Source organism: Oscillibacter sp. MSJ-31 (assembly GCF_018918025.1).
Classification (GTDB): domain Bacteria; phylum Bacillota; class Clostridia; order Oscillospirales; family Oscillospiraceae; genus Hominicoprocola.
The window spans coordinates 71,842-88,364 of record NZ_JAHLPT010000002.1 but is presented as its reverse complement, the minus strand read 5'-3'; the positions used below and the strand labels follow the sequence as shown (position 1 = coordinate 88,364).

15 protein-coding genes are annotated in these 16,523 nt (G+C 63.3%); 10 read left to right on the top strand and 5 right to left on the bottom strand.

Features of this window, described 5'->3' with window-relative positions:
• Positions 1–5 precede the first annotated feature (5 nt).
• Positions 6–428, top strand: coding sequence for a flavodoxin (locus KQI17_RS02225; RefSeq protein WP_216494611.1), 423 nt, complete (start codon positions 6–8; stop codon positions 426–428).
• Between the two features lie 195 nt (positions 429–623).
• Here KQI17_RS02225 and rpoD read toward each other — a convergent pair whose 3' ends face one another.
• Together rpoD and dnaG are read right to left on the bottom strand one after the other, a co-directional pair.
• Entirely contained in the window at positions 624–2,006 is a 1,383-nt protein-coding gene (gene rpoD, locus KQI17_RS02220) for an RNA polymerase sigma factor RpoD (RefSeq protein ID WP_253285643.1), read from the bottom strand.
• Positions 1,999–3,786, bottom strand: coding sequence for a DNA primase (dnaG, locus tag KQI17_RS02215; protein WP_216494610.1), 1,788 nt, complete (start codon positions 3,784–3,786; stop codon positions 1,999–2,001). The genes rpoD and dnaG overlap by 8 nt, the downstream gene beginning before the upstream one ends.
• 191 nt (positions 3,787–3,977) lie before the next feature.
• Between dnaG and KQI17_RS02210 the strand changes: the two genes are divergently transcribed.
• Positions 3,978–4,577, top strand: a complete 600-nt coding sequence (locus KQI17_RS02210; RefSeq protein ID WP_216494609.1) for a 4'-phosphopantetheinyl transferase superfamily protein — start codon at positions 3,978–3,980, stop codon at positions 4,575–4,577.
• 40 nt (positions 4,578–4,617) lie between these two features.
• On the opposite strand, the gene KQI17_RS02205 is transcribed toward KQI17_RS02210, so the two are convergent.
• Both KQI17_RS02205 and murC read right to left on the bottom strand, forming a co-directional pair.
• Positions 4,618–5,160: a prolyl-tRNA synthetase associated domain-containing protein gene (locus KQI17_RS02205; protein WP_216494608.1), complete on the bottom strand. Its 543-nt coding sequence runs from the start codon at positions 5,158–5,160 to the stop codon at positions 4,618–4,620.
• Between the two features lie 23 nt (positions 5,161–5,183).
• Positions 5,184–6,554, bottom strand: coding sequence for a UDP-N-acetylmuramate--L-alanine ligase (gene murC / locus KQI17_RS02200; protein ID WP_253285642.1), 1,371 nt, complete (start codon positions 6,552–6,554; stop codon positions 5,184–5,186).
• Between the two features lie 189 nt (positions 6,555–6,743).
• On the opposite strand from murC, the gene KQI17_RS02195 reads away from it, so the two are divergent.
• The 4 genes from KQI17_RS02195 (at position 6,744) to csaB (ending at position 14,306) form a co-directional block, all read left to right on the top strand.
• Positions 6,744–8,108, top strand: coding sequence for a CCA tRNA nucleotidyltransferase (locus tag KQI17_RS02195; RefSeq protein WP_253285641.1), 1,365 nt, complete (start codon positions 6,744–6,746; stop codon positions 8,106–8,108).
• Positions 8,109–8,114: 6 nt separating this feature from the next.
• Positions 8,115–9,299 (top strand): Mbeg1-like protein, encoded by a 1,185-nt coding sequence (locus KQI17_RS02190; RefSeq protein ID WP_216494606.1) that lies wholly within the window; start codon positions 8,115–8,117, stop codon positions 9,297–9,299.
• A 185-nt stretch (positions 9,300–9,484) separates the two neighbouring features.
• Positions 9,485–11,671: a DUF5693 family protein gene (locus tag KQI17_RS02185; protein ID WP_216494605.1), complete on the top strand. Its 2,187-nt coding sequence runs from the start codon at positions 9,485–9,487 to the stop codon at positions 11,669–11,671.
• Positions 11,664–14,306, top strand: coding sequence for a polysaccharide pyruvyl transferase CsaB (gene csaB / locus KQI17_RS02180; RefSeq protein ID WP_216494604.1), 2,643 nt, complete (start codon positions 11,664–11,666; stop codon positions 14,304–14,306). The genes KQI17_RS02185 and csaB overlap by 8 nt, the downstream gene beginning before the upstream one ends.
• Positions 14,307–14,378: 72 nt before the next feature.
• Here csaB and ruvX read toward each other — a convergent pair whose 3' ends face one another.
• Positions 14,379–14,798, bottom strand: coding sequence for a Holliday junction resolvase RuvX (ruvX, locus tag KQI17_RS02175; protein ID WP_022019310.1), 420 nt, complete (start codon positions 14,796–14,798; stop codon positions 14,379–14,381).
• Between the two features lie 243 nt (positions 14,799–15,041).
• Here ruvX and rpmG point away from each other — a divergent pair, with 243 nt between their 5' ends.
• The 4 genes from rpmG to rplK all read left to right on the top strand — a co-directional run bounded on the left by rpmG (position 15,042) and on the right by rplK (position 16,514).
• Positions 15,042–15,191, top strand: a complete 150-nt coding sequence (gene rpmG / locus KQI17_RS02170) for a 50S ribosomal protein L33 (RefSeq protein ID WP_022019311.1) — start codon at positions 15,042–15,044, stop codon at positions 15,189–15,191.
• A 21-nt stretch (positions 15,192–15,212) separates the two neighbouring features.
• Positions 15,213–15,422: a preprotein translocase subunit SecE gene (gene secE / locus KQI17_RS02165; RefSeq protein WP_216494603.1), complete on the top strand. Its 210-nt coding sequence runs from the start codon at positions 15,213–15,215 to the stop codon at positions 15,420–15,422.
• A 13-nt stretch (positions 15,423–15,435) separates the two neighbouring features.
• Positions 15,436–15,963 carry a transcription termination/antitermination protein NusG gene (gene nusG / locus KQI17_RS02160; RefSeq protein WP_022019313.1) on the top strand — a complete coding sequence of 176 codons (528 nt, stop codon included), beginning with the start codon at positions 15,436–15,438 and terminating at the stop codon, positions 15,961–15,963.
• A 125-nt stretch (positions 15,964–16,088) separates the two neighbouring features.
• Positions 16,089–16,514, top strand: coding sequence for a 50S ribosomal protein L11 (rplK, locus tag KQI17_RS02155; RefSeq protein ID WP_022019314.1), 426 nt, complete (start codon positions 16,089–16,091; stop codon positions 16,512–16,514).
• Positions 16,515–16,523 lie beyond the last annotated feature (9 nt).

The window sequence follows — 16,523 nt, the reverse complement described above, 5'->3', positions numbered from 1 at the left end:
CGAATATGAAAACTGCTGTTGTTTACTGGAGCGGTACGGGCAATACGGAGGCCATGGCGAAGGCTGTGGCCGAGGCCATGACCGCCGCAGGCGCGGAGGCTGTGCTGCTCACGCCCGACAAGGTACAGCCCGGCGATCTGAACGCCTACGACGCCATCGCCTTCGGCTGTCCCGCCATGGGCAGCGAGGTGCTGGAGGAAATGGAATTCCAGCCGATGTTCGACGCGTGCAAGCGCAGCCTCGGCGGCAAGCGCGCGGCGCTGTTCGGCTCCTACGGCTGGGGCGACGGTGAGTGGATGCGCAGCTGGGAGAAGGACTGCGGCGACGCGGGACTGAACCTCGTGTGCGAGAGCGTCACCTGCTGCGACGCGCCCGACGATGCGGCGCTCGAGGCCTGCCGCGAGCTCGGCAGGGCGCTGGCGAAGTAAGGAAGCGGCAATGGACAGCGCGCGCAAAAGGCTTCGGCGCAAGCTGCCGGTCCTTATGCTGACTGCGGCCGTTCTGCTGCGTCTTGCCATCGGCGGATCGGTCGGATAAAGCCCGCAGAGCACGCGGGCAGGGGAAAGAAAATACCGTCGGGGATCGCTCCCCGACGGTATTTTTTCGCTGTTTGATTCAGTTTCTTAATTCAGGAAGTCCTTGAGCTTCTTGCTGCGGCTGGGATGGCGCAGCTTGCGCAGCGCCTTGGCCTCAATCTGGCGGATGCGTTCGCGCGTGACGTTGAACTCCTTGCCGACCTCCTCGAGCGTGCGGGGACGGCCGTCCTCGATGCCGAAGCGGAGCTTGAGGACCTTCTCCTCGCGCGGGGTGAGGGTGGAGAGCACGTCCACGAGCTGCTCCTGCAGCAGCGTGAACGACGCGGCCTCGCTCGGCTCGCTCGCGCCCTCATCGGGAATGAAGTCGCCGAGATGGCTGTCCTCCTCCTCGCCGATGGGCGTTTCGAGGGAGACGGGCTCCTGTGCGATCTTCAAAATCTCGCGCACCTTGTCCACGGGCATCCCCATCTCGGCGGAGATCTCCTCCGGCGAGGGGTCGTGGCCGAGGGACTGGAGCAGCTGGCGGGAGACGCGGATGACCTTGTTGATGGTCTCGACCATGTGGACGGGAATGCGGATGGTGCGCGCCTGGTCGGCGATGGCGCGGGTGATGGCCTGACGGATCCACCACGTCGCGTAGGTGGAGAACTTGTAGCCCTTGGTGTAGTCGAACTTCTCGACCGCCTTGATGAGACCCAAATTGCCCTCTTGAATGAGGTCAAGGAAGAGCATTCCGCGCCCGACGTAGCGCTTGGCGATGGAGACGACCAGACGCAGGTTCGCCTCGGCGAGCTTCTGCTTGGCCTTTTCGCCGTCCTTGATTGTCTTTTTGAGCGCGGTCATTTCCTCCTCGGGAATGGTCTCGCCGGACTCCTCGGCGGCCTTGATGCGCGCCTCGGCGTCGTTCTTTGCGTTCATCCTGGTCGCGAGCGCGATCTCCTCGTCAGCGGAGAGCAGGGGCACCTTGCCGATCTCCTTGAGGTACATACGCACCGGATCGTCGATGGAGAAGCTGTCCACCAGATCATTGGGGTCGACCAGCTCCTCCTCCTCGATCTCGGCGATGGCCTCCAGCGGCGGCTCGTCCAGATCGTCCGGCTCGATGACGCCGCTGATGTAGTCGACGCCGAGAGCGTCGAGCGAGTTGTAGACGCGCTCGCGCCCGTCGTCGTCGAGGTCGAGCTCGTCGAGGACCTCGGTGATCTCGTCGGAGTCGAGCTTGCCCTTCTGCTTGCCCTTGGCAAAGAGGTCGCGGAGCTTTTCGCTCTTTTGCAGCTGCTCGGCGGCGGGCAGTCCAGCGAGGACCTTTTCGTCCAGCGGCGGGGCCTTCTTCTCGGGGGCCTCGTCCTCGGCCTTCTTGCGCTTGCTCTTGCCCGTGTCCGCGGGCAGCAGCTCCTCCATCTCGTCGGCTGCGGCGAGCAGGGCGTCGGCCTGCGCTTCGAGATCCTGAATGGTGAGTTCCTTATCCATGTTGCTTTCCTCCGTGACCCAGTTGGGCTTTGTATTTTTCGGTGGCGGCAGCAAGGGGATCGAGCCCCGCGCCGCTGCGCTTTTGGTATTCTTCCTGAATGATGCGGATGTAGTCGCGCAGGGCCTGCGGCGCGTTTTTCAGCGACTCCGGCTTCTGCACGATGGTGGAGAGGTGGCTGACCTCGTCGGGCGTAAAGCTCTCGGCGAGGAGGGGGAGAGAAATGCGGCCCGACTCCTGCCGCTGCTGCCACAGCCGCGCGAAAAGGCGTCCGAGCAGGGGAGAGGAAAATTCCTCCTCCCGCAGCGGCGGCGCATCGCCGAACACGCTGTCGTCCGTGCAGAGGAGCCGCAGCACGCCCTCCTCCGCCATGGCGGAGCGGAGATTGTCGTAGCGGATGGCGCGCTCCTTCGGCTGGACCTGCGCGGCGACGTTGAGGTCGCGCTTTTCCTGCTCCCGCCGCTGGCGGTAGCCGCGGCGCTTGATGCTGCGCTGCACCTCCAGCTTGAGGGCGTCGGGCGAGATGCCTGCGGACGCCGCGGCGCGGGTGGTGTAAATTTCACGCTCCACCGCGTTCGGCAGCTCCGCAAGGAGATCTGCCGCTGCGGCGGCGTAGTCGATGCGGCCCTGGTCGCTCGTGAGGTCAAAGCCCGCCGCAAGCCGCGCCATGCGGAAGTCCATGCCCGTTTCGCTGCCGCTGAGCAGCCGCTCGAAGGCGTCGGGCCCCTGATTCTTGATAAAGTCGTCCGCGTCCTGCTTGACCGGCTGCCCGTCCACGATGCGGTTGGGAAGCTCGAGCACGCGCACGGAAAAATCGGTGTCGTTGAGCAGCTCCAGCGCCTTCTGCGTGGCGATGCGTCCGGCGTTGTCGTTGTCGTAGCAGAGAATGAGCTCCTTCGTGTAGCGCGAGAGCAGGCGGATCTGCTCGGTCGTGAGCGCCGTGCCCATCGAGGCGCAGGCGTTGTCGAAGCCCGCCTGATGGAGCATCACCACGTCGATGTTGCCCTCGACAAGGATGATGTTCTCCCGCTTGCTCTTCTTGGCGAGGTTCAGCCCGTAGAGTACGCGGCGCTTGCTGTAAATGATGGTCTCGGGCGAGTTCATATATTTTGCGCCTGGGTCGTTTTTATCCACGATGCGCCCGCCGAAGGCGACCACGTCGCCGCGTACGTCGATGACGGGGAAAATAAGACGCTTGCGGAATTTGTCGTACACGCTGCCGCCCTTGCCCTGCACGACCAGTCCCGCGGCGAGCAGCTCGGCTTTGGAGTAGCCCTTTCTGGCCATCGCCGTGAGCAGACCGTCCCACTCATCGGCGCTTGCGCCGAGCCCGAAGTTGACCGCCGTCCTGCGCGTGATCCGCCGCTGGTTCAGGTATTCCGCGCAGGCCTCGCCGCGCTTATCGTGCAGCAGCTCGTAGTAGAAGCGCGCCGCGTCGCGGTTGAGCTCCAAAAGCCGCGCGCGCAGGCGGCTGCCCTCGCCCTGCTCCTCCTCGGGAACGGGCAGATTCGCGCGCTTGGCGAGAAAGCGGACTGCGTCGGGGAAGGACAGGTTCTCCTCCTCCATGATGAAGCTGATGACGCCGCCGCCCTTCTTGCAGCCGAAGCAGTGATAGATCTGCTTGTCCGGCGAGACGGAGAACGAGCCCGTCTTTTCGTTGTGAAAGGGGCATAGCCCGAAGTAGTTCGCGCCCTTTTTCGTCAGCGCCACATAGCTGCCGACTACGTCCACGATGTCGCTGCGAGCGACCAGCTCGTCCAGAAAGCTCTGGGGAAACGCCATGGCTCGTCCTCCTTTCCGGCAAAATAGCACGATCTCGTACAACTCTATTTATACGCCGCCGATCGGTCCGTTCCTCTTTTTGCGGCAAAAAATTTGCGATGTGCAAAAAACCGCGCAAAAGGTGTCCTTCGCGGTTTGACAGGATGGAACCGCCGCGCTATACTGGATAAAAATGGGAGGGGGACGCGGCGATGCAGATACAGCTTATTTCCATTCGTCTGGAGCGCCCCTTTACCGATGCGGAGGTCGAGCGGCTGCTGCGCCTTGTCCCGCCGGAGCGGCGGCAGCGCCTTGCACACCTGAAGGACCCCATGGTCGGTCATGAGCCGATCTGCGCCTACGCGGCGCTTTGGCTCGGGCTCAACGCTCTTTACGGCTGGCGTGAGCTGCCGGCGCTGACCTATAATAAGTATGGCAAGCCCGAGTTTGCGGAGCATCCCGAGGTGCAGTTCAACCTCAGCCACACGCGCGGCGCGGTGCTCGTGGGCATCCACGACCGGCCCATCGGCGTGGATATCGAGCGTATCCGGCCCGTAAGCGAGCGGACGATGCAGCGTCTTGCGGGTGCTGTGACCGAGCGCGAATTTTTCGAGAGCTGGACGCGGCGCGAGAGCCGTGCGAAGTGGGGCGGCGCCGGCCTTGCCGCGATGAAGCGGGAGGCCTCGCCCACGATGCTCGGCGAGCGCTTTGAGTACATCGAGACCTTCCCCGGCTACGTCGCCTGCGTCTGCACACACACGGACGACGCGCTCGCTCCGGTGCGCCGCTTCACGCTGGGAGACATCACATAACAGAAAAAACGTCTGCCGGCGGCAGACGTTTTTTGCTTGCTTATTCCCTCGGCAGGTCCACGACGATGGGCTCGTGGCCGACGTGGGGAAGAAATTTTGTGAGCAGGTCGCTCGTTTTGATCTTCAGCGAGCCGTGGTTGTCGCAGGGGTGACAGCAGAAATACTCTGCGTCGTACACGTCGCGGTCCATCACGAGCTGCACCCGATGCTCCGTGTCGAACAGCAGCCCCATCACCGAGGCGGAGCCGGGGTGCGTGTTGAGCAGCTCCTCCATCTTCTCCGGCGGGGCGAAGGACAGGCGGGACGAGCCGATCTGCGCGGAGAGATCCTTTGTGTGGAACGGCTTGTCGCCGGGCATGGTGAGCAGATAAAACGCCGTCTGCTGGCGGTTGCAGAGAAAGAGGTTCTTGCAGATGGTGCCGTGGAGTGCTTCGCCGACGGCGGCGCAGTCCTCCATCGTGGCGGTGGCGTCGTGCTCAAAGCGGATGTAGGGGATACCGAGGGAGTCGAGCGCGGCAAAGACCGCGCCGACGCGCTCGTCGGCAACGGCGGGAGCAGCCGTGTAGACGGGGGAGAGGTACATGAGGAAGCCTTCTTTCTGTCTCGTTAGTTCTCACGCAGCAGCTTTTCGCCGGCCTTGTAAATGTCGCCCGCGCCGACAGTAATGATCAGGTCGCCGGGCTGCGCGGCGGCGCGCAGCGCCTCCGTCACCTTGTCGAGCGTTGGGCAGTAGATCGCGCCGGGGATGCGCCTGGCAAGGTCGTTGGACGAAATGCCGATGTCGTTCTGCTCGCGCGCGGCGTAAATTTCCGCGAGAATGAGCACATCGGGGAGCTTGAGCTCCTGCACGAACTCCTCAAAGAGCGCCTTTGTGCGCGTGTAGGTGTGCGGCTGGAAGGCGCAGACGATGCGCCGGTAGGGCAGCGCCTTCGCCATCGTCAGCAGGGCGTGCAGCTCGCCGGGATGGTGGGCGTAGTCGTCGTAAACGTCCGCGCCGTGATAGCTGCCCTTTTTCTCGAAGCGGCGGCCCGCGCCGGTGAAGGTGGCAAGGCCGCGCTCCACGGCTTCGCCGCGGATGCCGAGGACGTAGGCGGCGCTCGCCGCGGCGAGCGCGTTCATCACATTGTGCTCGCCGCCGACCTCGAGGGCGACGTGGGCATATTTTTGCCCCATGCAGATGACGTCGAACGAGGGCAGGCCGTTGGTGTAGACAAGGTTTTCCGCGTGGCAGTGCGCGTCCGCGCTGCGCTCGCTGAACGTGAAGAGCGAGCCGGTGTAGCCCGCGAGCGTCTCGCGCACGCCGGCGTCGTCCCAGTTGGCGACCACATGGCCGTCGGCGGGAACGAGCTCCGCGAAGCGGCGGAAGGAGTGCTCAACGTCGTGCAGGTCCTTGAAAAAGTCCAGATGGTCGGCCTCGACGTTGAGAATGACCGCGACGGTGGGGAAGAAGCTCAGAAACGAGTTGCAGTATTCGCAGCTCTCGGCGATGATGGTGTCGCCGTGGCCGACGCGGTAGCCGGAGTGGAGCAGCGGCAGCGTGCCGCCGATCATCACGGTGGGGTCGGTGTCCGCAGCCATGAAGATGTGCGTCGCCATGCTGGTGGTGGTCGTTTTGCCGTGCGTGCCGGAGATGCACAGGGCGTTGCGGTAGCCGTGCATGATCGCGCCCCACGCCTGCGCCCGCTCAAAGACCGGGATGCCGCGCGCGACCGCGCCGGAGATCTCGGGATTGTCGTCGTGGATGGCGGCGGTGCGGACGACAAAATCGGCATCGCCGAGATTGTCCGCCGCGTGACCGATGGCGACGGGAATGCCCAGCGCGCGCAGGTGCTCCACGGCGGGGGAGTCGTTCATGTCGCTGCCCTGCACGGAGAGTCCCATGGAATGCAGGACCTCGGCGAGAGGGCTCATCGACACACCGCCGATGCCGGCGAGGTGCGCCCGCTTGCCGGGTACGAGATAGGAATTGATATCCATAGCGTTTTCCTTCCCAAAAGCACACATTCCGACAGCCTTCGGCATTTGCTGAAATCGGCGCGGAAGTGAATTGCAAAAATTTATCCCATATAGTATAATACGAACCGGCGTAAAGTACAATGCTGATTTTTGAGCGGCGAAAAAATTTTTTCGCCGGCTTTTGACCGATTTTTTCGGGGAGGTGGGCGCATGATGGAAAGGGCCCCGCAGCCGGTGCGGGAAATGCTGGCGCTGCTGCGCGAAAGCGGCCATACGCCCTACCTCGTCGGCGGCTGCGTGCGCGACCTGCTGCGCGGCGCGGAGCCGGACGACTACGACATGACGAGCGATGCGCGGCCGGAGGAGGTCATGGCCCTCTTCGGCGCGGACGCGCACCCGACCGGGCTGATGCACGGAACGGTGACGCTCGTGCGCGGCGGGTTTGCCGTCGAGCACACGACCGAGCGCTGCGACGGAGCCTACCGCGACAGCCGTCACCCCGAGAGCGTGCGCTTTACAAGCAGCATCGAAGAGGACCTTGCCCGCCGCGATTTTACAGTGAACGCCATCGCGCTCTCACCGGAGGGAACGCTCGTCGATCCCTTCGGCGGGCAGGCGGACCTGAGAGCCAGCGTCCTGCGCTGCGTCGGCGACCCGGCGCGGCGCTTTGCCGAGGATGCGCTGCGCATTCTGCGCCTGCTGCGCTTCGCGTCCGTGCTGGGCTTTTCGGTCGAGGAAAACACGGCGCGTGCCGCGCGGGAACAGAGGGACGGCCTGCGCGCCATCGCGCACGAGCGTGTGTATGCGGAGCTGAATAAGCTGTTGTGCGGGGAGTACGCCGCGGCGGTGCTGCTGGAGTACCCGGATATCCTCGGCGTGGTGCTGCCGGAGATCCTGCCCTGCGTGGGCTTTGACCAGCGCAATCCGCACCATTGCTACAATGTGTGGGAGCACACGGCGCGCGCGGTCGGCGCGGCGCCGCCGACGACGCGGGTGCTGCGCTGGACGATGCTCCTACACGATCTTGGCAAGCCAAAATGCTTTACACAGGATGCAAACGGCATCGGACACTTTTACGGACACACCGCCGCTTCCGCGGAAATGGCGGAGGAGATCATGGCGCGGCTGCGCTTCGAGCACGCGCTCGCGCAGGGCGTGCGGGCGCAGCTTGCCTGCTTCGACGAGATGTTTCCGCCCGAGCGCGCGGCGGTGCACCGCATGATGGCGCGCTATGGGCGCGAGACGATGTGGAACCTTTTGCAGACCAAGCTCGCGGACAACGCCGCTAAGGCGCCCGACGGACTGGAGCGGGCACAGAAGCCTTGGTGTGAAGCACTTTTGCTTTACAATGAATTGCTGGCGGAAAACGCCTGCTGCTCGCTCGCAGAGCTGCACATCGGCGGCGGGGAGCTGCTGGCGATCGGCTTTTCGGGCCGCGCGGTCGGGCGGGCAAAGCAGCGCCTGCTCGACGAGGTGGCCTCGGAGAGGCTGGCGAATGAACACGGCGCTCTTGTGCGCCGCGCGGAGCGGCTGTACCGCAGCGGCTGGCGCGGAGAGACAGACGGAAGGGAGTAAGAAACGATGGCGAACATCATGGATTATCTGGACTGGCGCGGCGACCTGCCGCTGACGGTCTCACCGTTCAACGAGGTGGACGGCCTGATCCTGGCGGAGCTGAGCTTCATCAACTTCGAGGGCATCGTGCCGCCGCCGGAGCTGGGGCGCGGCGTGCCGCTGCGCGACGCGGCGGGAACCTACTTCGCCCGCCATAACGGGCAGGAGATCGACATGGGCGTGCTGGTCCCGGGGCGCATCCCCGACCTCATGTGCCGCATGGCGCACTCCGTGCGCTTCGGCGGGATGCTGCTGAACGGCTACTGCGAGCTGATGGACGACGCGCGCGAGCAGCAGTTCGCGGCGCTGACGGTCGAGCTGGGCGACGGCAGCATCTATCTTTCCTACCGCGGCACGGACGATACCATCGTCGGCTGGAAGGAGGACCTGAACATGGGCTACCTCGAGGTCATCCCCTCCCAGACGCGCGCGCTTGAATACCTTGGCCGCATGACGCGGCAGTATCCGGACGCGAAGCTGCGCATCGGCGGACACTCCAAGGGCGGCAACCTTTCGGTCTATGCCGCGGTAAAGGCCCCGGCCGCCGTGCAGGACCGCATTCTTCGGGTCTACAACAACGACGGCCCCGGCTTCGCCAAGCCGCTCGTCGGCACGCCGGAGCACACGCGCGTGGCCGACCGCATCCTGACGGTCGTGCCGCAGTCGAGCGTGGTCGGGCAGCTTCTGGAGCATGAGCAGAATGTGGAGATCGTGCGCTCGGACGCCGAGGGGATGCTGCAGCACGACGGCTTTTCCTGGCAGGTCGTGGGCGATCATTTCATCCATCTCGACGGCTTCTCCCGCGAGGGAAAGGTCATCGACGAAACGCTCGAGTCGTGGGAGGGATCGCTCAGCCCCAAACAGCGCGAGGCGTTTGCCGACGCGCTCTATACGGTGCTCACCGCCTCGGGCGCGAAAACGCTCTCCGACCTCAACGGCGACAAGCTCAAAAGCGCGGTGACGATGCTCAAGACCTACTCGAACCTCGACCGCGAGACGCGTCAGCTCCTCTCCGGCTCGCTGCGGGCGCTCGTGGGCTCGTACGCGAAGAACGTGGCGGACGACGTGCAGAAAAACGATCTCGAGCCGCTGCGCCGCAAGCTCGAGCGGCAGCGCAAAAAGGCGGAAAAGCGCGGCGCGAAAAAGAAATGAGGAAGCAACGGCGGCTCCGGCCGCCGTTGTTTTTATGTTTACAAAACGCCGCACGCGTGTTATAGTAGAGGATATTCTGGCGCAGTATGCGAACGGAAAGCAAAGCCTGCGGCTGCGGGAACGCAGCTCCCGAGCGGGAAGGACCCGACGGAGCGTGCACGCCGCCGCGTAAAGGAGAAGCACAGATGAAGAGCATATTGAAGAAAGACCGTATTCTTGTGTTTGTTGCCCTGCTCGGGCTGCTGGCCTCGCTGGCGCCGCTTGCGGCGCGCACGAAGGCGGAGCAGAGCAACCGGTATTACGATTACATCCTCGATTATTCGAGCCTGCGCTATATGGCGAGCCAGTCCACGCAGTCGGAGGGCGAGTGGCTGGACCGGTTCGCCTCGCTCGGCATCGACAAGGCCACGGTCGCGGAGGCGACCGCGCTCGGCCTGAGCGGAAGCGCCGGCATCCCCATCCACGCCATGACGGTCAAGACTGCGACGGGCGTGTTCGGCTGGGAGTCGGACTATCCCGACGAGGTCATCGGCTGGATGCGCGCGAGCAAGGATGTAAGCGACGCGATCATCTGCACCGATACGGCGGAGGCGTTTGACTGGGTCATGGACGCCTTCAACGCCCGCGTGGAGAATTTTACCGCCAAGACCTGCTGCGACGGGGAAAAGGGCTTCATCTTCCTTTCCCAGCAGCCCGACGGCCTGAAGGGCGAGAAGCTGCTGAACCTGCGCCTCGGCATCTGGCCGGACATCACGGCGCTGCTGGAGGAGCACGGCTATCAGATCGTGCCGCGCACCGAGACGATGAAGGACATGAACGGCACGCGCTTCGCGCAGGCGTACATCGAGGTACTCGAGCAGTATGCTTCGCCGTACTTTATGAACAACGGCGACGAGCTGATCGGTTATGAGAGCGACGAGGGCAGAGAGCTGCTCACGCAGTACCTCCGCGAGAGCGGCGCGAGCCTTGCGATGGTCGAGCAGAACGACCAGAGCCAGAACATCACCTGGCCCGGCACGGTGGAGCTGCTCAACAGCATTGATTACCACGGCATCCGCGTGTTTAATGAGTGGGGCTACATCCAGAACCGCTACGCCTACTGCGGCTATACCGGCCCCGAGGAGATCACCAACTCCTTCTTCCGCGCCATCGTGGAGCGCAACTGCAAGGTGATCTGGCTCAAGATGATCCTGGAGCCGGACAATGACGTGAGCTGGGACGCGGATCAGACGGAGTGGACCTACATCACCGATCCCGCAGCCTATGAAAAGATGATCCTGGATCTCGACGCGCGGCTCGAGCCGATGGGCTATACGCGCACCACGGTCCCGCCGATGGAGATGGAGACGCCCTCCGCGGCTCTGCACATCGTGCAGGGCATCGGCACGGCGGCGCTTCTGGTGCTGCTCTTTGACCTGTTCTTCCTCGTCAGCCGCCGCACGAGCCTGCTCCTGCTGGTGCTGGCCGCGCTCGGCATGACGGGTCTTGCGGTGCTCAAGCCCGCATCCTACCCGCTGCTGCTGTCGATGGCGGGCGGCATTGTGATGCCGTCCATCGCGGCGGTCGGCCTTTGCCGCGTGATGCTGGAAAAGCGCCGGCAGGCGCCGCGCCCGGGGCTTGGACGGCTGCTGGGCGATGCCGCGGTCACGGCGCTGGCTGCCATCGCGACGGCGCTCTGCGGCTCGCTGCTTGCCTCCGCCGCGCTCTCGCAGCTTTCCTACATTCTGGAGATCGACCTCTACCGCGGCGTGAAGCTCATGCAGCTCATTCCCATCGGATTGTTTGCGCTGGCCTATCTGCTGGTCTTCGCCTATGAGGAGACCGGCGCGCGCGACGCCGTGCTTGCCCACGTCGGGCCGCGCGGGGAAAAGGGACGCATCAAGCGCTTCAATGCCTACTTTGCGGAGCTGATGAAAACGCCGATGCAGCTCGGCTGGTTCCTCGCGGTCGTGGTCATCGCCGTCGCGGCGGTGTTCCTGCTGGCGGTGTTCGTCTACTATATTTACCGCACCGGCAATTCCGCCACGACCTCCAGCGCCGAGCTGGCGTTCCGCAATTTCCTGGAAAATACGCTCGTCATCCGCCCACGCACCAAGGAGATGATCGTCGGCTGGCCGATGCTGCTGCTGTTCATCTGGTCGCTGCGCCGCGGCATGAAATTCCTGCCGATGGTGTTCGGCCTCGGCATGACCATCGGCCTGGTCAGCGTCGTCAATACCTTCCTGCACATCCGCACGCCGTTCCTCATCAGTCTCCTGCGCACCGGCTGGGGCGTGCTGTTCGGTCTGCTCATCGGCCTTGCGTTCGTGCTGCTCGGCGAGCTCATTTATCGCGCTGTGCGCCATTTCTGCGGGGTGGAGAAGCATGTATAACATTCTCATTTCCGGCTATTACGGCTTTGATAACATCGGCGACGAGTCCATCCTGCGCACGCTCGTCACCTCGCTGCGCGAGCGCATTCCGGACTGCTCGCTGACGGTCCTCTCGCACGATCCCGCCGCCACCCGCGAAAAATACGGCGTGGAGGCGGTGGAGCGTATGTCGCCCCTTGCCATCGCGCGGGCGGTGCGGCGCTGCGATATGCTCATCTCGGGCGGCGGCAGCCTGCTGCAGGACGTGACGAGCAGCAAGAGCCTGCACTACTACCTTGCCATCATCCGCTTCGCGCAGCTACTGGGCAAGAAGGTTTTCATCTATTCGCAGGGCATCGGCCCGATCGAGAAGGACGCCGACCGCCGCGCCACGGCGCGCGCGCTCAGGCGCGCGGACGGCATCGTGGTGCGCGACGAGCGCTCGGCGGCGCTGCTTGCGGAGATCGGCGTTCCGGCGGAGCGGGTCGTCATCACGGCGGACCCGGTCATCCGCATGAAAAAGACGGACAAGGCGGTGGGGGAGACCATCCTCCGCCGCGCGGGCGTGACGCAGGACGGCCGCCCCGTGGTCGGCTGGGCCATCCGCGAGCGGAACCGGGACAGCCGCTTTGTCGCGGAGGTCCTGCGCTCGATCCGATGGCTGAAGGAGACCTACAACGCGCAGTCGGTGCTCATCCCATTCCACTATGAGGAGGACGGCGAGGTCTGCCGCCACATCGCCTCGCAGCTTCCCGACGATACGGCGGTCTGTCTGGATGAAAAGTATCTTTCCGAGGATATGCTCTCGATCATCGGCTGCATGGATCTGCTCGTGGGCGTGCGGCTCCATTCGCTGATTTACGCCGCCATCATGGGCGTGCCGCTCATCGGCATCTCCTACGACCCCAAGTGTACGGCGTTCCTCAACTCCGTGGGGCTCGACAAGCTCAGCACGCGGGACGGCTACACAGCCGAGGCGTTTGAGACGGAGGCTGCGCGCGTGCTGGAAAGCGGAGCGGAGCAGACCGCCTGCGTGAAGCGGCACATGGACGAGCTGTCCCGAAAGCTCGACACGAATGAGGAGATGATCTGCGCGATCATGAAGGACGAAAAGAAAACACAGCCGTCCGCACCGCAGAAGAACGAGAAGTCCGGCGTGCGCACGGCGGGCGCGATCAGCATCGTGTTCCTGCTGACGCTCTTTGCCAAGCTCCTCGGCGTGGTGCGCGAGATGGTGCAGGCGAACATCTTCGGCACCGGTGTGGACGCGAACCTCTATACCGCGTCCTACAACTCCACGCTCTACCTTTTCACGACCGTCTGCTACGCGCTGTGCATCGCGGCGGTGCCGATCCTCACCAAGGAATTTGCCGCCGACCGCCGGCGTGGCGAGCGCGCGGCGAACAACCTGATGACCGTGACGCTGCTCGGTGCGCTGGTCGTGGTCGCGCTCTGGCAGATCCTGGCCTCTACGCCGCTCGTCGGCGTGCTCTGGGACACCGACGCATCGGAGCTTCCGCGGCTGGTGAGCTATATCCGCATCATGACCTGCGCCCTGCCGGTCGTGGCGGCGGCGTATCTGAACGTCGCCATCTTTCAGGCGACCGACCACTACGAGCTGCAAGGCAGCATGAGCATCCCCTACAACGCCTTCCTCGCCGTGTTCCTGCTGACACTCGGCGCAAGGTGGGGCATTCTGGGCGTCGTCATCGCGAGCTCCTGCGCGTGGCTGCTCCAGCTCGGCATGAGCATTCCATACGCGAGGAAGGAGCATTATGTCTACCGACCGGTGCTCGACCGCGGGGCAGACTACGTCGGCACCTATTTCAAAACGGCGCTTGTCACCGTCCTCACGACCTCGGTGTTCCTCTTCTGCTACCTCATCGACACCTCGACCGCCGCCTCGTTCAACGACAGCGCGGTGAGCGCCTTCTACTATGCCGACAAGCTCTTCACCCCGCTCACGACGAGCGTGCTCTACAGCATCAGCGCGGTCATGTTCCCGCGCTTCAACCGCGAGTTCACCCGTGAGGACGCGAAGGGCTACCTCGGCTATATCTGGAATGTGACGGAGAATACGCTGCTCTTTATCTTCCCCGTCTGCGCGATGATGTGCGCCTTCGGCACCGACATCATCCGCGTGATCTTCGAGGGCGGCAGCTTCACCGCCGCGTCCACGGAGATGACGGGCAGCATCTTCGCCCGCTACGCCCTCGGCATGAGCGCGTTCGCCGTGCTCGACCTTTTGAACAAGGCGTACTACGCGATGAAGAAAACGCTCGTGCCGCTGCTCATCAACCTCGGCGTACTGGCGCTGAACATCGTGCTCAACCGCGTGTTCCGCACCGATACCGGCGTTGCGGCGGCGACCTCCATCGCGCTGACGATCGGCGCGCTGGCGATGATCGCCCAGCTCTTCCGCGGCACGGGCATCGTCCGTCTCATGCCGCTTCTGAAAGGGCTTGCCGCCACGGCGGCGATGTCGCTCGTGCTCTACGGCGGGCACGCGCTGCTCGTCACGGCGGACGAGAGCAAGCTGATGCTGGTCGTCAAGTGCGGCCTGACCGGCGTGGCAGGCTGCGCGGTCTATCTCGGCGTGAGCCTGCTGCTGCGTCAGACGATCATGGCGGAGACGATCCGCAAATTCAAAAAGTGATCGGAAATTCCGATAAATAACAAGAGAAAAAACGATGAAAAAAAGGAAGCGCGCCTGCGCTTCCTTTTTCCGCTATTTCTGCCGCTTTTTGAAGGTGAGATAGCCCTCGAGCATCAGGCTCGCGGCTACGGCGTCCACCGTCTTTTTGCGCTGCTTCGCGTTCTTTCCGCCGGCCATGAGGATATTGTGCGCGTCCACAGTCGTGCGCCGCTCGTCCCAAAGCGTGACGGGGAGGCCGGTCGTCTCGCGCAGCAGCGCCGCGAAGCCCTCCGCCTTTTCCGCCCGCGGGCCGCGTGTGCCGTCCATATTCAGCGGGTGGCCGAGCACCAGCTCGGTGACGCCGTGCTCGGCGATGAGATTTTGGACCTCCGCCGCGACCGCCTCGGGGCGGTAGGCGGTGATGACGGTGGTGAAGCCTGCGAGCGTCAAAAGCGCGTCGGAGACGGCGATGCCGGTATGCGCGTCGCCGTAGTCAATGGCCATAATTTTCATGCAACAACCTCTCAGCATTTGTAGTGACACCATTATAGCGAAAATTTCTCATTTTTCAAGCAATTTGTGCTTGACGGGACGCTTGCCTTGTGCTACTATTTTACTTACCTGTGAAAGAGGGCTTTCTTTTTGTGCGCTTTTTCGCTTTTCGCGCCGCGAAGGAGAGCCGCTCTTAATTCAAGAGCAGGGAGGCAATCGGCAGTCCCGCAGGACGGGAAGCTGCCATAATAAGGAGGTGCCGTTATGCGCGTGAAGGTCACTCTGAGATGTAACGAGTGCAAGCAGAGAAACTACAATACGATGAAGAACAAGAAGAATACCCCGGACAAGCTTGAGCTGAACAAGTATTGCCGCTTCTGCAAAAAGCACACCGTTCATACCGAAACCAAGTAAGTTAGGAAAGGTAGTGTAACAATGGCAGAAGAGAAGAAAAAGGATCGCGGCAAGTGGTTCCGCGAAATGAAAAGCGAGCTGAAAAAGGTCGTTTGGCCCACCGGCAAGGATACGGCGAAGAACACCGGCACGGTGCTTCTGTGCTCCCTGTGCGTGGGCGCCTGCATCTGGGTCTTTGACGCCGTGGCTATGCTGGCCGTCAAGTCTCTGCTCGGCGTGTTCGCCGGCTAAGAGGGCGCAGGAAATGGCTGATAACGCGAAGTGGTATGTTGTCCATACCTATTCCGGTTATGAAAACGCCGTCAAGACCGCCATCGAGAAGTTCGTGGCGAACCGCCATCTGGAGGATATGATCCTCGACATCCAGATCCCCATGGAAACGGTGACCGAGGTCACGGAATCCGGCGCGGTGAAGGAGGTCGAGCGCAAGACCTTCCCGGGCTATGTGATGGTCAAGATGGTCATGACGGACGACACCTGGCATCTGATCCGCAATATCCGCGGCGTGACCGGCTTTGTCGGCAGCGCCACCAACGCCATCCCCCTGACGGAGGATGAGGTCCTGGCCCTCGGCATGGAGCGCCGCGAGATCGTCGTGGCCTACAACGTCGGCGACCAGGTCAAGATCACGGACGGCCCTCTGGCCACCTTCCTCGGCACGGTCGAGGAGATCGAGCCGGAGAAGAACCGCGTGTGCGTGGTCGTTTCCATGTTTGGCCGCGAAACGCCCGTCGAGCTCGAGCTCGATCAGGTCGAAGTGGTCGAAAGATAAGCAAGAATCGCCAGAAGCGATGAGCCGGTATCCCGGCAAAGTGGGAGAGACGCTGTGCGTCTCGCCAAGGGCGGCCCGCCTCCGGGGCGGCCGTTACCACATTTATAATCAAGGAGGTGCCTAAAATGGCACAGAAAGTAGTCGGCTACGTTAAGCTGCAGATCCCCGCTGGTAAAGCAACTCCCGCGCCCCCTGTCGGCCCCGCGCTCGGTCAGCACGGCGTCAACATCGCGGCCTTCACGAAGGAATTCAACGAGCGCACCAAGAACGACATGGGTCTTATCATCCCCGTCGTCATCACGGTGTATGCCGACCGTTCCTTCAGCTTCATCACCAAGACTCCTCCCGCTGCGGTCCTGATCAAGAAGGAGTGCAACATCGAGTCCGGTTCCGGCGTCCCCAACAAGACCAAGGTCGCCACCATTTCCAAGGCCTCCGTTCAGAAGATCGCCGAGATGAAGATGCGCGACCTCAACGCCGCGTCTCTCGAGTCCGCGATGAGCATGATCGCCGGCACCGCGCGCTCCATGGGCGTCGTGGTCGAAGAGTAAGGGAGGTAA